The sequence below is a fragment of the Pseudomonas sp. Teo4 genome (genome assembly GCF_034387475.1).
In the GTDB taxonomy this organism is placed as follows: domain Bacteria; phylum Pseudomonadota; class Gammaproteobacteria; order Pseudomonadales; family Pseudomonadaceae; genus Aquipseudomonas.
Genome location: NZ_JAXCIL010000001.1, coordinates 1,561,153 through 1,575,158, shown reverse-complemented (window position 1 = coordinate 1,575,158; position 14,006 = coordinate 1,561,153). Strand labels below are relative to the sequence as shown.

13 protein-coding genes are annotated in these 14,006 nt (G+C 62.8%); all 13 read right to left on the bottom strand.

Annotated elements, in window-relative coordinates; genetic code table 11:
• Positions 1-78 precede the first annotated feature (78 nt).
• Positions 79-993, bottom strand: coding sequence for a catechol 1,2-dioxygenase (gene catA / locus PspTeo4_RS07285; RefSeq protein WP_322363033.1), 915 nt, complete (start codon positions 991-993; stop codon positions 79-81).
• 39 nt (positions 994-1,032) lie between these two features.
• A complete protein-coding gene (gene catC, locus PspTeo4_RS07280) occupies positions 1,033-1,323 on the bottom strand; it encodes a muconolactone Delta-isomerase (RefSeq protein WP_008092782.1) in 291 nt (96 codons plus the stop codon).
• Positions 1,324-1,463: 140 nt separating this feature from the next.
• Positions 1,464-2,585, bottom strand: coding sequence for a muconate cycloisomerase family protein (locus tag PspTeo4_RS07275; protein ID WP_322363032.1), 1,122 nt, complete (start codon positions 2,583-2,585; stop codon positions 1,464-1,466).
• Positions 2,586-2,615: 30 nt separating this feature from the next.
• Positions 2,616-3,944, bottom strand: coding sequence for an aromatic acid/H+ symport family MFS transporter (locus PspTeo4_RS07270; protein ID WP_322363031.1), 1,329 nt, complete (start codon positions 3,942-3,944; stop codon positions 2,616-2,618).
• Between the two features lie 54 nt (positions 3,945-3,998).
• A complete protein-coding gene (locus tag PspTeo4_RS07265; protein ID WP_322363030.1) occupies positions 3,999-4,760 on the bottom strand; it encodes a 1,6-dihydroxycyclohexa-2,4-diene-1-carboxylate dehydrogenase in 762 nt (253 codons plus the stop codon).
• A gap of 191 nt (positions 4,761-4,951) precedes the next feature.
• Complete coding sequence (gene benC, locus PspTeo4_RS07260; protein WP_322363029.1) at positions 4,952-5,962, bottom strand: benzoate 1,2-dioxygenase electron transfer component BenC; 1,011 nt, start codon at positions 5,960-5,962, stop codon at positions 4,952-4,954.
• 72 nt (positions 5,963-6,034) lie between these two features.
• Positions 6,035-6,520, bottom strand: a complete 486-nt coding sequence (gene benB, locus PspTeo4_RS07255; RefSeq protein WP_322363028.1) for a benzoate 1,2-dioxygenase small subunit — start codon at positions 6,518-6,520, stop codon at positions 6,035-6,037.
• A complete protein-coding gene (gene benA / locus PspTeo4_RS07250; protein ID WP_322363027.1) occupies positions 6,517-7,875 on the bottom strand; it encodes a benzoate 1,2-dioxygenase large subunit in 1,359 nt (452 codons plus the stop codon). The genes benB and benA overlap by 4 nt, the downstream gene beginning before the upstream one ends.
• A gap of 125 nt (positions 7,876-8,000) precedes the next feature.
• On the bottom strand, positions 8,001-8,957 hold the full coding sequence (locus PspTeo4_RS07245; RefSeq protein WP_322363026.1) for an AraC family transcriptional regulator: 957 nt from the start codon (positions 8,955-8,957) through the stop codon (positions 8,001-8,003).
• 362 nt (positions 8,958-9,319) lie between these two features.
• On the bottom strand, positions 9,320-10,375 hold the full coding sequence (locus PspTeo4_RS07240; protein WP_322363025.1) for a GlxA family transcriptional regulator: 1,056 nt from the start codon (positions 10,373-10,375) through the stop codon (positions 9,320-9,322).
• Between the two features lie 139 nt (positions 10,376-10,514).
• Positions 10,515-11,543, bottom strand: coding sequence for a glycine betaine/L-proline ABC transporter substrate-binding protein ProX (gene proX, locus PspTeo4_RS07235; RefSeq protein ID WP_322363024.1), 1,029 nt, complete (start codon positions 11,541-11,543; stop codon positions 10,515-10,517).
• Positions 11,544-11,618: 75 nt separating this feature from the next.
• Positions 11,619-12,572 (bottom strand): glycine betaine/L-proline ABC transporter permease ProW, encoded by a 954-nt coding sequence (proW, locus tag PspTeo4_RS07230; RefSeq protein ID WP_322363023.1) that lies wholly within the window; start codon positions 12,570-12,572, stop codon positions 11,619-11,621.
• A gap of 21 nt (positions 12,573-12,593) precedes the next feature.
• The gene (locus PspTeo4_RS07225; RefSeq protein ID WP_322363022.1) at positions 12,594-13,754 is read right to left on the bottom strand and encodes a glycine betaine/L-proline ABC transporter ATP-binding protein; all 1,161 of its coding nucleotides are present in this window, start codon (positions 13,752-13,754) and stop codon (positions 12,594-12,596) included.
• Between the last annotated feature and the right edge of the window lie 252 nt (positions 13,755-14,006).

The following is a 14,006-nucleotide window of genomic DNA, read 5'->3' as shown; positions in this document are numbered from 1 at the left end:
GCAAGGGCTTCGCCCTTGATCGCCGGCAAGCCGGCTCCCACAGGGTCGTGGGAGCCGGCGCCAGCCTGCGATTGGCCCTCAGCCCTGCTGCAGAGCCCGTGGGCGCCCGCTGCGCTGTTCGGCGTCGTTGTCCGCCGCCCTCTGCAACTGGAAGTCGAACTTCAGTTCGGCACGGCGCCCATCGGCAGCGTCGACGAACACCACCTCACCCACCAATCCATCACGGGTGGCATAGGCGAAGTCGTCCCACAGGTACTTGTCGCCCGCCAGGTTGATCTGGGTGGTGAGGTGACGATGCCCCGGCGCCGAGATGAAGAAGTGGATGTGCGCCGGGCGCTGGCCATGTCGGCCGAGCAAGTCCAGGCATTCCTGGGTCGGCCCCTGTGGGTCGCAGCCGTAGCCGGATGGCACGATGGAGCGCGCACGGTAGCGGCCTTCAGCATCGGTGACGATGCGACGGCGCAGGTTGTACTCGGACTGGCTCTGGTCGAAGAACGAGTAGGTCCCTTTGGTGTTGGCGTGCCACAGGTCGACGGTGGCACCCGCCAGTGGCTGGCCCTGCGGGTCCAGCACCTGCCCCTCCAGGAACATCACGGTAGCCACGCCCTCTTCGCTGCCATCGTCCATGCGCACTTCGCCTTGGGCGATAGGCGCGCCTGCCACGTACAGCGGCCCTTCGATGGTGCGTGGGGTGCCGCCGAGCAGGCCGGCTTCGGTATCTTTGGCGTCCTGCAGCAGGTCGAGGAAGTGCTCGATGCCCAGGCCTGCCACCAGCAGCCCGGCTTCACCGCGACCGCCGAGGCGGTTGAGGTAGTCGACGGCCAGCCAGAATTCGTCCTCGGTGATTTCCAGGTCTTCGATCAGGCGGGCAGTGTCCTGCAGTACGCGCTGGATGATGCGCTTCAGGCGCGGGCTGCCGTCGTCGTTGCCAAAGCCTGCGGCTTCTTCGAAGAACTTCTGGATATCGGCAGTTTGGGAAATCTTCACGGTCATGATGATGTACCTCGTCTTGTTCTTGTGCGGTTGCGCGAATCAGCGGTCGTCAGCGTGGATCGACGAGGGGTGGCGGCACAGGCCGTCGACCTCGATGTCCATGTAGGGGAACAACGGCAGTTGCATCAGGGTGTCGTGCAGCGCCTCGACGCTGGGCACGTCGAACACGCTGTAGTTGGCGTAGTGCCCGGCGATGCGCCACAGGTGGCGCCAGGTGCCCTCGCGCTGCAGGCGCTGGGCCAGTTCCTTTTCGTCGGCCTTCAGTTGCGCGGCCTTGGCCGGGTCCATGTCGACCGGCAGTTTTACGGTCATCTTTACGTGGAACAGCATGGGGGGCTCCTCGAGTCTGTTGAAATCGTTGTGGGAGCGGCTTCAGCCGCGAACACCGGCATGGCCGGTGCCATCCACCGCGTTGCCTGCTTCGCGGCTAAAGCCGCTCCCACAGGTTGTGTGTTCATCCTGCAAATGCCTCAGCGGCGGGCGAAGCGCGCCAGGCGTTGTTCGTCCAGGCTCAGGCCCAGGCCAGGGGTGCGTGGCACGTGCAGCTGGAAGTCGTGGTATTGCGGCGGTTCGTTGACGATTTCCTCGGTCAGCAGCAGCGGCCCGAACAGCTCGGTGCCCCAGGTCAGCTGGCGCAGGGTGAGGAAGGCGTGGGCCGAGGCCAGGGTGCCGATCGAGCCTTCGAGCATGGTCCCGCCGTACAGGGCGATGCCGGCGGCTTCGGCGATCTGCGCGGTGCGCAGCACGGCGCGGGGGCCGCCGTTCTTGGCGATTTTCAAGGCGAAGATGCTGGCGGCACCGTCGGCGGCCAGGCTGAAGGCGTCCTCGACGCTTTCGATGGACTCGTCGGCCATGATCGGTGCCGGGCTGCGCTGGTTCAGGCGGATTTGCCCACCGCGGTTGATGCGCGAAATCGGCTGTTCGATCAGGTCGATGCCGTTGTCGCCGAGAATCTGACAGGCGCGAATGGCCTGGGATTCGTCCCAGTACTGGTTCACATCCACCCGCACGCTGGCCCGGTCGCCCAGCTCGCGCTTGATCGCTACCACATGCTTGAGGTCCTGCTCCAGCGGGTTGGCGCCGATTTTGAGCTTGAACACCCGGTGGCGGCGAATCTCCAGCATGTGCTCGGCTTCGGCGATGTCACGGGCGGTGTCGCCGCTGGCCAGGGTCCAGGCCACTTCCAGGCTGTCGCGTACGCGCCCGCCCAGCAGTTCGCTTACTGGCAGGCCCAGGCGTTTGCCCTGGGCATCGAGCAAGGCACTCTCGATGCCGGACTTGGCGAAGGTATTGCCCTTGGCCAGCTTGTCGAGCTTGAGCATGGCGGCGTTGATGTTGTCGGCGGCCATGCCGATCAGCGCTGGCGCCAGGTGCGCGTCGATGTTGGCCTTGATGCCTTCCGGGCTTTCGTAGCCGTACGCCAGGCCGCCGATGGTGGTGGCTTCGCCGATGCCTTCCACGCCGTCGCTGCAGCGCAGGCGCAGGACCACCAGGGTTTGTTGCTGCATGGTGTGCATGGCCAGCTTGTGCGGGCGGATGGTCGGCAGGTCGACGATGATCGCCTCCAGCCGTTCGATAGTCGGGCTTGTCATGCAAGGCCTCCAGTTCAGTTCAAGGAAAAATCAGGCCTGCGCCACCGCAGCCACACCGTGGCGCCGGCCACTGGCCAGGTGCACGGCCATGGCCAGCGCGGCAACCGCGCCGGGGATGGCGAAAGCGAAGAAATTGAGTTGCAATGGCAGGTTGATGCCCATCAGCGCACCACCCAGCAGCGGGCCGACAATGGCGCCGTTGCGGCCAATGCCAGAGGCCCAGCCCAGCCCGGTGGAGCGCACGGACAGGCCGTACAGTTGAGCGGCGCCGGCATACAGCAGAATTTGCGTGCCGATGGTGGTGGCACCTGCGATGAAGATCAGCAGGTACAGCACCGGCATGGGGCTGTTGACGCCGAGCAGGCTGATCGACACGGCGGCGGCGATGAAGAAGGCAACCTTGACCTTGACCAGGTTGTAGCGGTCGCCCAACCAGCCGCCCAGAATCGCCCCTGCCATACCGCCAAAGTTCAGGGCCAACAGGAACGACAGGCTCGAACCCAGGCTGTAGCCAGCGTTGGCCATAAGCTTTGGCAGCCATGAGCTCAGCGCGTAGACCATCAGCAGGCAGCAGAAGAACGCCAGCCACAGGGCCAGGGTGCGCACGGCCAGGCCGTCGCGGAACAGTTCCAGAACAGTGGCGCCCTTGCCTTTGCGATCGCTGGCCTGCAATACGTCGTCAGAACCCACGTCACAGCTTGGGTCCAGGCGTTTGAGCAACGCACGCGCTTCTTCCGTACGCCCCTTGCGCACCAGGAAACCAATGGACTCCGGCAGGTAGTAGAGGATCACCGGCAACAGCAGCAGCGGCACGGCGGCGGCGAAGAACATCGACTCCCAGCCAAAGCGCGGCAGCAGGTAGATGCCCACGCCAGCCGACAGCATGCCGCCCAGGGAGTAACCGCTGAACATGATCGCCACCAAGGTGCTGCGCAGCCGCTTGGGGGCGTATTCGTTCATCAATGCCACGGCATTGGGCATCAGCCCTCCGCAGCCGAGCCCGGCGAAGAAGCGGTAGATGCCGAACTCGCTGGGGCTGCTGGCAAAACCATTGAGAATGGTGGCCGTGGAAAACAAGGCGAAACAGATGGCGATACCTTTCTTGCGCCCGATCCGGTCAGCCAGGCTGCCAAACACCAGGGCGCCGAACATCATGCCGAACAGCGCGTAGCTGCCCAGTGCGCCGGCCTGCAGCGGGGTCAGGCCCCACTCTTTCATGATGACCGGCAATACCACGCCGTAAATGAACAGGTCATAACCGTCGAAGATCAGCAGCAGGCCGCACCAGGCCATGACCATCCAGTGGAACGGGGTAAATCGGGCGTTATCGATGATCGGGTGCACATCAAGGGTTCGCATGGCATCTGTCTCTCTTGTTTTTGTTGTGTAAGAAAACCTTGCCCAGGGCGGCGATCAGCCGAGGTCACCGCCCCCCACCGGCAGGGTGACGCCGGTGATGTAGGAAGCCTCGTCAGAGGCCAGGAACAGGATTGCGCCGACTTGCTCGTCGATGCTGCCGTAGCGTTTCATCAGGCTGCTGTCGAGGGTCTGGTCGACGATCTGCTGGTACCAGAGCTTGTCCTGTTCGCTTTGCTCGGCGCTGTTGCGCGGTACGCGACGTGGCGGTGCCTCGGTGCCGCCGGGTGCAGTGGCGTTGACACGGATGCCGCGGCCGGCGGTTTCGAAGGCCAGGCACGCCGTCAGCGCGTTAACCCCACCCTTGGCCGCGCCATAAGGCACGCGGTTTACCCCGCGGGTGGCGATGGACGAGACGTTGACGATGGCGCCGCTACCACGTTCGAGCATGTACGGCAGCGCGGCGTGGCAGCACCACAGCGTGGGGAACAGCGAGCGGCGTACTTCGGCCTCGATCTGCTCCACTTCGTAGTGCTCGAACGGCTTGGCCCAGATGGTGCCGCCGACGTTGTTGACGAGGATGTCGAGGCGGCCGAAGGCTTCAACGGCGGCTGCCATGACACGGGCGCAGTCGCTGTGTTGTTCGAGGTCGGCGGTGAGGGTCAGCATGCCCTCACCTGCCAGTTCGTGGACCAGTTCGGAACGGTCCACCGCCACCACCTGTGCGCCCTCGGCCTTGAGCCGCCAGCACACGCCACGGCCGATACCTTGGGCGGCGCCGGTGACCAGGGCGACTTTGCCTTGGAATCTTGGGTTCATGTGCAACTCTCCGATGTCCATGTGCTTGGGGCTGCTTCGCACCCCATCGCAGGCTTCGCCAGCTCCTACAGTGTTCTGCGGGGCTCCGTGGGAGCTGGCGAAGCCTGCGATGGACCGCAGAGCGGTCCCAACGCTTCTTGAATAAAAAGAGGCCACCTCCACCCGCACGATGCAGGCAGCCCCAGGAAACCTCAGGCAGCCGCCGCGAACTTCTCGTAGTAGAAGTTGGCCGGGGTGATGCCCTGCTCGCGCACGTACTGGCTGACCGCCTCGACCATCGGGGGCGGGCCGCACAGGTACAGGTCGACGTCGCCGTCGTTGAGGTGGCGCGGTTCGATGTGCTGGGTCACGTAGCCTTTTTGCGGGTACTGGCTTTCAGGGTTGGCCACGCAGGCGCTGTAGGTGAAATTGGGAATGCGTGCGGCCAGGGCTTGCAGGCGATCCAGCTCGACCAGGTCGAAGTCGTTGGTAACGCCGTAGATCAGGTGCAGGGGGTGTGCGCTGCCCTGCTCGGCGATCTTCTCCAGCATCGCCGTGAACGGCGCCAGGCCGGTGCCGCCGGCCAGCAGCAACAGCGGGCGCTGGATCGGGCGCAGGTAGAAGCTGCCAAGCGGGCCGGTGAGGCTCATGCTGTCGCCGGCCTTGGCCAGGCCACTGAGGAAGCTGCTCATCAGGCCGCCCGGCACGTTGCGGATCAGGAAGCTGACTTCGCCATCCTTTTGCAGCGAGCTGAAGGAATAGGCGCGGCTCTGGTCGCTGCCGGGCACCTTGAGGTTGACGTACTGCCCCGGCAGGAACGCCAGGCGGCTCAGGGACTCGCCCTTGATCGACAAGGCAATGGTGCTTTCCGACAGCTGACGCACGTCGCTGATGGCCGCCTCGAAGCTCGACTGCTCGGTCTTGCACACCTGCGACGACGCCGGGATGCGCACCACGCAATCGCTTTCGGCGCGCATCTGACAAGTCAGCACATAGCCTTCGGCGATTTCGTCTTCACTGAGGGCGTCTTCGATGAAGTTGTCGCCCAGGTCATACTGGCCGGATTCGGCCTTGCACTTGCAGGTACCGCAAGCGCCGTCACGGCAGTCCAGCGGGATGTTGATGCCTTGGCGGTAGGCGGCATCGGCCACGGTTTCCTGGCCGTTTGCCTCGATGAAGCGGGTTACGCCGTCTTCAAAATTCAGTGCGATCTGGAAGCTCATGTTGCACCTCGCGGGCGAGCCTGGCCGCGGCGCGCCTTTTGGCACACCGAACGGCGCTCGCGTTGCTGCGAATCAGATGTGGTAGATGTCGATGACCTGACGCACGTAGTCGTTCTTCAGGACCACTTTCTTGGCCAGGATCAGCGGCTGCTCGCCGCGCAGGTCCAGGGTGTAGAAGCTGGTGCCGAAGTAACTGTCGGTGGTCTTGTAGCGGAAGCTCAGGGTGTGCCAGTTGAATCGCACCTGGCACTGGCCTTCGCCCTGCTCGACGATCTCGATGTTGCTGATGTTGTGCGAAGTGCGGGTATCCGGCACGGTCGCGCTGGAGCGCTCGGTCTTGATGCGGAACACCCGGTCCTCGAGGCCGCCACGGTTGCCGTACCAGATCAGCGAGATCTCGCTTTGCGGGTCCTCGGTGAGGGTATCGTCGTCATCCCACGAAGGCATCCAGAAGGTGGCGTCGGCGGCATACAGCTCCAGCCACTGGTCCCACTGGGCATCGTCCAGGTAGCGCGCTTCGCGGTAGAGGAAGTCGCGCACGGTGTCATGCAGGCTCATTGCACGGCCTCCACAGGGATCAGCTTCTGCTCGTCCTTGAGCGCCTGGATCATGGTGTCCTGCCAATACTTATGCTGCAGCACGAACAAGCCTTCGTCCTCGGTGCGTACACCGGACAGCAGCGGCTTGAGCTCGATCTCCTGAGCCGCCTCATCGGCGCCTTCGACCCAGTGTTTGGCGCCACGGGACATATCGTTCCAACCGGTGCCGCCGCCGTAGCCGGTCTGGCACGAGCGGAACTCTTCCAGATCGTCCGGGGTGGCCATGCCGCTGACGTTGAAGAAGTCTTCATACTGGCGGATGCGTTTGGCACGAGCGTCGGCGCTTTCGCCTTTGGGGGCGATGCAGTAGATGGTGATTTCGGTCTTGTTAACCGAGATTGGCCGGGCAACGCGGATCTGCGAGCTGAACTGGTCCATCAGGTACACGTTCGGGTACAGGCACAGGTTGCGCGAGTTCTCGATCATCCAGTCGGCACGGGCCTGGCCGAAGTCGGCGGCCAGCTGGTCGCGGCGCTCGTAGGCCGGGCGGTCTTCCGGGTTGGCCCAACGGGTCCAGAGCAGCAAGTGGCCGTGGTCGAAGGAATAGAAGCCCCCGCCTTGCTTGGCCCAGGAGCCTGCGCTCATGGTCTTGATCTCGTCGCCTGACTCGCGCTGCTTGCGCTGGTTCTGAGTGGCGGCGTAGTTCCAGTGTACGGAGCTTACGTGGTAGCCGTCGGCGCCGTTTTCGGCGGTGAGCTTCCAGTTGCCTTCGTAGATGTAGGAGCTTGAGCCGCGCAGCACTTCCAGGCCCTCAGGGGACTGGTCGACGATCATGTCGATGATCTTGGCCGACTCGCCCAGGTGCTCGACCAGCGGCTTGACGTCAGCATTGAGGCTACCGAACAGGAAACCACGGTACGACTCGAAGCGCGCCACCTTGGTCAGGTCGTGGGAGCCGTCGCAGTTGAAGCTGTCGGGGTAGCCGGCGTTGCTTGGGTCTTTGACCTTGAGCAGCTTGCCGCTGTTGTTGAAGGTCCAGCCATGGAACGGGCAGGTATAGCTGGAACGGTTGCCGCGCTTGTGCCGGCACAGCATGGCGCCGCGGTGGCTGCAGGCATTGAGGAAGGCATTGAGCTCCCCGTCCTTGTTGCGCGCGATGAAGATCGGCTGGCGCCCCATGGTCAGGGTCAGGAAGTCGTTCTTTTCGGGGATCTGGCTTTCATGTGCCAGGTAGATCCAGTTGCCCTCGAAGATGTGCTTCATCTCCAGGTCGAACAGGCGCGGGTCGGTGAACATTTCACGTTTGCACCGGTAGACGCCTTTTTCACGGTCGTCCTCGAGCATGGCATTGAGGTAGTCGAATCCCAGGGACATGGCCAGGGTCTCCATTGTTATTGGTAAGGCCATGTCAGGTTAGGGATTACAGGGTGATGACAATATCCGTTGCGTGCAGAGTGCTATCCGTTTTGTGCAAGTGATGGTGCGTGACCTAAAACCTGTCAGCGCCGTTTGCGGTAGGTTTCCGACGGCAGTTCTCCAAAGCGCTGCCGGTAATGCTCGGAAAAACGCCCCAGATGCAGGAAGCCATAGTCCATGGCCAGTTCGGTGACACTGCGTACCGTGCAACTGGCATCGCTCAGGCAGGCATGCACCTGTTCCAGCTTGCGCTGGCGTACATATTGTTTAGGCGTGGTTGCAAGATGCCGGTCGAACAGCGCATACAAAGACCGCACACTCATGCACGCCTGCTCTGCCAGTGTTTCGGCAGCCAGTTCGAGCTTCAGGTTACGGTCGATGTAGTCGAGAATCCGCTCAAGGCTTGCCCCAGGTGAACCCAGGCTTTCCCGGCGAATGTTGGTGTTCATCAGGGTCAACAGCTTGCTGGCGACGATCTGGCTGTAATGGCCTTGTACCCGCGGCAATGAGTCGTTTACCTCGGCCTCATGGCAAACCATGGCCAGCAGATTGACGAAGCCATCGAGCTCCTCCAGCCGATAGTGGTTGCGCAGGAAGCGCACACCGCCATCAGGCCTGTGCCAGCGTTGCTCATCGCAGATGGAATCGAGCAAGTGCGTCGGCACCTTGAGGATGAACTTCTCGCAGTCTTCCGAATAGGTCAGGTCCACCGGGTCGTCGGGGTTGATCAGCAACAGCTCGCCTGGCACCAGATGATGCTCGCGCTGGTGCCCACGCCACAGGCAGTTGCCGTTGAGCAGCACCTGCAGGTGGTAGATGGTTTCCAGCGCTGGCGAGGTGACCCGCACGCTGCCGCCGTAGCTGATGCGGCACAGGTCGAGGTCGGCGAACTTGCGGTGGCTGAGGCTGGCCTGGGGGTGGGTGGTGCGGGACAGGCCGATGCAGTGGTGGCCCACGTGCTGGTTCACGTAATCGGACACGGCATAGGGGTCGGCGTGATGGAACACGCTACTGCGTTCGCTCAGCAGGCGGCTTTCCATAGGCAAGGCACTCGGCATCGTTATTGTTCTGGGCGCCGCTTCCTACCGGCCTTGCGGCCCGTGGTTGCGGTCGTTCACGGTTATTCTATCGGGCCAATGGCGCTTCTTGAGGGGCAGGCGACCGTCGGCCAATGCCACACACTAAGCAAAACGGTGGGGGTTAGGCAATGTGACTGCCGGAATGGATGTGCGGATAGCGAACAATCAGGAAGCGAGAAGCGTTCGTTTACCGAACAGTTTTTCCTGCATCGGCCTCTTCGCGGGTAAACCCGCTCCCACAGGTTCACTTCAGCTTTCAAGAGCTGTGCAATACCTGTGGGAGCGGCTTTAGCCGCGAAAGGGCCATCACAGGAAACAGAAACTCAATGCACAGCCGCTTCCTGCCGCCCCGCCCAGCCCTGGCTGCGCGCCCGGAACTGGCGCGGTGCGATGGCGAACAGCTCACGAAAACGTCGGTAGAAATGCGGAAAGCTGACAAATCCGCTGGCCACCGCGACTTCGGTCAACGACTTGCTGGTGTGCTGCAACAACTGCCGCGCATGGGTCAGGCGCAGTTCCAAGTAATAACGCGGTGGCGTGGCCTGCACATGGCGGCGGAACAAACGCTCAAGATGCCGGCGGGACAGCCCGGCATGCTCGGCGATTTCATCGATGCTGATCGGGTCCTCGATGTTTGCATGCATCAGTTCAAGCGCCAGCCGCACGCCTCTGGGCAGGCTCGGGTCGACTTCCGGCGCACTTGCCGGCACGTCGCTCAGCACCCGCGAACGGTCGCACGCCAGCATCTGCTCCACCGCTTTGCGCAAACCCTCGCCTCCCTTTTGCTCCAGCAAGGCGAGCATCATGTCCAGCGCACTGCTGGCGCCCGCGCAGCTCATGCGTCGAGGGTCGAGTACATGGGCCTGGCGGGTGATACGCACCTTGGGGAACAGCTCGCTCATCATCGCCCGGCCATCCGGGTGGAATGCGCAGTCGTGGTCATTGAGCAGCCCCGCCTCGGCCAGGAAGTAGGCACCGTTCCACAGCCCGCCGAGCTGACAACCGTATTGCTCGGCCTGGCGCAGCTTGCCGCGCAGCAGCGGGTCGGCTTCCAGACGCACGCGAAAGCCGCCGCACACCAGCAGGATATCCAGCCCCTGCCCGTTCAGTTCGGACAGCGCATTATTGACTGGCAAGGCGATGCCCAGGTCGCTCATCACCTGCGCACCCTCGCCCACCACCTGGATGTCGAACAGCGGCGCCGCGCTCATGAGGTTGGCGGTGACCAGCGTGTCCATGGCGGCGGTGAAAGCCATCATGGAAAAGTGCTCGCGCAGGACGAAGGCCACCCGGCGACACGGCAGCGACAGTGAGGTGCGGCCGGCCGGGTCGAGGTGGGCCAGGTTGGTGTTCTTGAGGATGCTTTCGAAATGGCTCATTACGTTGACTCAATGCGCGGATTGCGGCGCCCCTTTCGCGGGTAAACCCGCTCCCACAGGTATTGCACAGGCCTTGAAGGCTGAGGTGAATCTGTGGGAGCGGGTTTACCCGCGAAAGGGACACCGCGATTCAAACGGTTTACTTGCTAGCCTGGGTAGCCGCCGCTCGCGAGGCCTGCAACCACTCATCGAACTGCTGGCGATGCGCGGCAACCCACTCCTTGGCGTGGCGGGTGATGTCGGCAGGCTTTTTCTCGCCCTGCTGCATCTTCAGGTTCTGGTTGCTCTCGTCATCAGTGCTGATCTGCACCAACGACAGGAACTTCACCGCTGCCGGGTTCTCTTCGGCGAAGTCCTTGTTCAGCACCGCCACCACCTTGTCGATGGCAAAACCAAGGTTCTTGCCGTGGTACATCGTGTCGACGTCATTGTTGCCGTCAGGCAGGTCGGTCTTGGGCACTTCCAGCCAGACCACGTCCTTGCCCTCGACCAATACACTGGCGATCCACTGCGGCACCCAGGTGAAGTACAGGATCGGCTTGCCTTCCTTGAAGCGGGTGATGGTGTCGGCCATCAGGGCGAAGTACGAGCCCTGGTTGACGTTCACCGTCTTGCCCAGGTCGTATGCTTTCATATGGTGGGAAATCACCAATTCACAGCCCCAACCAGGGTTGCAACCGGTCATGTCGGCCTTGCCGTCACCGTCGGTGTCGAACAGCTTGGCGATCTCGGGCTTCTTCAGGTCGGTGATGTACTTGATGTTGTACTGGTCGGCGGTTTTCTTATCGATCAGGTAGCCCTGGGCAACACCTGGGAGAATGTTGCCGGTCTTGACCATCACATCGTCACCACCGGCCTGCTCGTAGAACTTGGCGTGCAGCTTCTCCCACAGGTGCACGGTGAAGTCCGCGTCGCCATTGGCCAGCGCCACCATCATCACGCCGTATTCGGTCTCCTTCGGCTCCTGGACCTTGTAGCCCAGCTCGCGCAGGCCCTCCATGGCCACTTCGCCACGGAAACGCTCTTCGGCGATGGACGGGAAGATTGGCGTCACCTTGACCCCTTCACCGGGTTTGTCGGCCGACGCGTTGGCGCACAGGGCGGCCATCGCCAGGGTCAGCGCACTGGCGCATTGCAGGATGCTGCGGGAGAACTTGGATTCGTACATCGTCGCTTACCTTCTTCTGATTTTTATCTTCAAGTGCGGCAGTTCGAACGTAACTACAGGGTGCTCAGGGGGTGCTCAGGCAGTCTTGCGCTGCCCTTGCGGTTGCGCCACGCCACACAGGCGCAGTACCGCGCCCACGGGGCCGGTGTGGTACCAGCGCAGGCTCGGGTCGGCGCTGGTACGCGCGCCCATGGCCTGGGTCAGGCGGTCGAGGAAGATGGCCAGCAGCACCAGCCCGACGCCACCGACAGTGGCCAGGCCCATGTCCAGGCGGCCGATACCACGCAGCACCATCTGGCCCAGGCCGCCGACGGAAATCATCGAGGCGATCACCACCATCGACAGCGACAGCATCAGGGTCTGGTTGAGGCCGGCCATGATGGTCGAGGTGGCCAGTGGCAGTTGCACGCGGGTCAGCATCTGCCGGGGGGTGCAGCCAAAGGCGCGGGCTGCTTCGATCTTGTCTTCCGGCACCTGGCGGATGCCCAGGTTGGTCAGGCGCACCAGCGGCGGCAGGGCGAACACGATGGTCACCAGCACACCCGGCACGTTACCGATACCAAACAGCATCACCACCGGCACCAGGTAGACGAACGCCGGCAGCGTCTGCATGGCGTCGAGCACCGGGCGAATGATGCGCTCCAATGTGTCGCTGCGGGCGCAGACGATGCCCAGCGGAATGCCGATGACCGCGCAGAAGAACACCGAGGTCAGCACCAGCGCCAGGGTGGTCATCGATTCGGCCCAGACACCGATCAGGCCCAGCAAGGTCAAGGTGACAAAGCACAGGATGGCCATGCGCTTGCCCGCCAGCTGCCAACCCAGCAGCGACGACAGGATGATGCCGATGGTTGGCGGGATGCTTTGCAGGGTGAACTCGATGCCATTGAGCACCTGGTCGATCGGCCAGCGAATGGCGCGGAACACCTCGCGGAAGTTGTGCACGAGGAAATTGAGGGTTGCGGTGACCCAGTCGCCCAGCGGAATGGTGGCCGCCTGGAACGGGTCTAGCAGGCTGAATTCGGACATGAAGGCATACCTCTTCGACGATTAGTGGCGGCTCAGGGTCTGCAGCAGCTCGTTTTTCGACAGGGTGCCGGTGAAGGCCCCATTGCGATCGAGCACTGGCACCGGGTACGGCAGGTCGGCTGCGATGCCCAGCACCTCATGCAGCGGCGTATCGGTGTACACCGGCTGCTGCTCGTGCAGGCTGTAGCGCTCACTGGCGCTCGCGCCGTTGGCGTCGGTGTCGACCACGCCGAGCAACTGGCCGCGATCGTCCACCAGGTAGCCGAACGGCACCCCGGCCTGGAAGCTCGGCGCCTTGCCGTTGACCTTGCACACCACCGCCGGGTCGAACTTGGCCACGTCGCCGGCCTTGAGCACCCGCGAGCTGTCGTAGCTCTTGAAGAAGGTGCGCACGTAGTCGTTGGCCGGCTGGTTGATCAGCTCCTGGGGCGTGCCGATCTGCACCACCCGGCCGCCCTCCATGATGGCGATGCGGTGGCCGATACGGATGGCCTCTTCGATGTCGTGGGAAATGAAAATGATGGTGCGTTGCTGCTCGGCCTGCAGGCGCATCAGCTCGCCCTGCATCTCGTGGCGAATCAACGGGTCGAGGGCCGAGAACGCTTCGTCCATCAACAGGATGGTCGGGTCGTTCGCCAGTGCCCGGGCCAGGCCCACGCGTTGCTGCATGCCGCCGGACAGCTGATGCGGGTAGCTGTGCTCGTGGCCAGCCAGGCCCACTTGGCTCAAAGCCTCGCGGGCACGGCTGTGGCGCTCGGCTTCCGCTACTCCGGCAATCTCCAGGCCGAAGGCGGTGTTCTGCAGCACGCTCATGTGCGGCATCAGCGCGAAGGACTGGAACACCATGCCCATGTCCTTGCGCCTTACGTCGAGCAGGTCCTTGTCGGACAGCCCGGTGATTTCACGGCCGTTGAGGTGGATGCTGCCGGAAGTGGGTTCGATCAGGCGGTTGAACAGCCGCACCATGGTCGACTTGCCCGAACCGGACAGGCCCATGATGACGAAGATCTCGCCACGCTTGACGGAAAAGCTTGCATCGAACACGCCGACGACATGGCCGGTCTTGCTGAAGATTTCGTTCTTGTCGGCACCCTTGCGAAGCATTTCCATGGCCATGTCCGGGTTGGGACCGAAGACCTTGAAAATGTTCTTTACCGAAAGAATCTCATCGGCATGGCTCATACGACCCTCTTTATTATGCTTATAAACCAATCAATCAACATCGCACTTTCAATAAGGCGGGTAGAGATCAGTGCGAGTACGCTTGGCAGTCCGTTCAAATTCGAACGTGAGTCAAAACCGGCACGCAGAAAGTCCTGCTTCAAAGTTATTCGACATCGGTGTCTCGGATGTCGCGCCGTTGGTTTAACGTTAGGCCTTGTGCCAGCAGGGGTCCAACGACATTTGCATGGCGCAAACCATTACCTGAAGTTA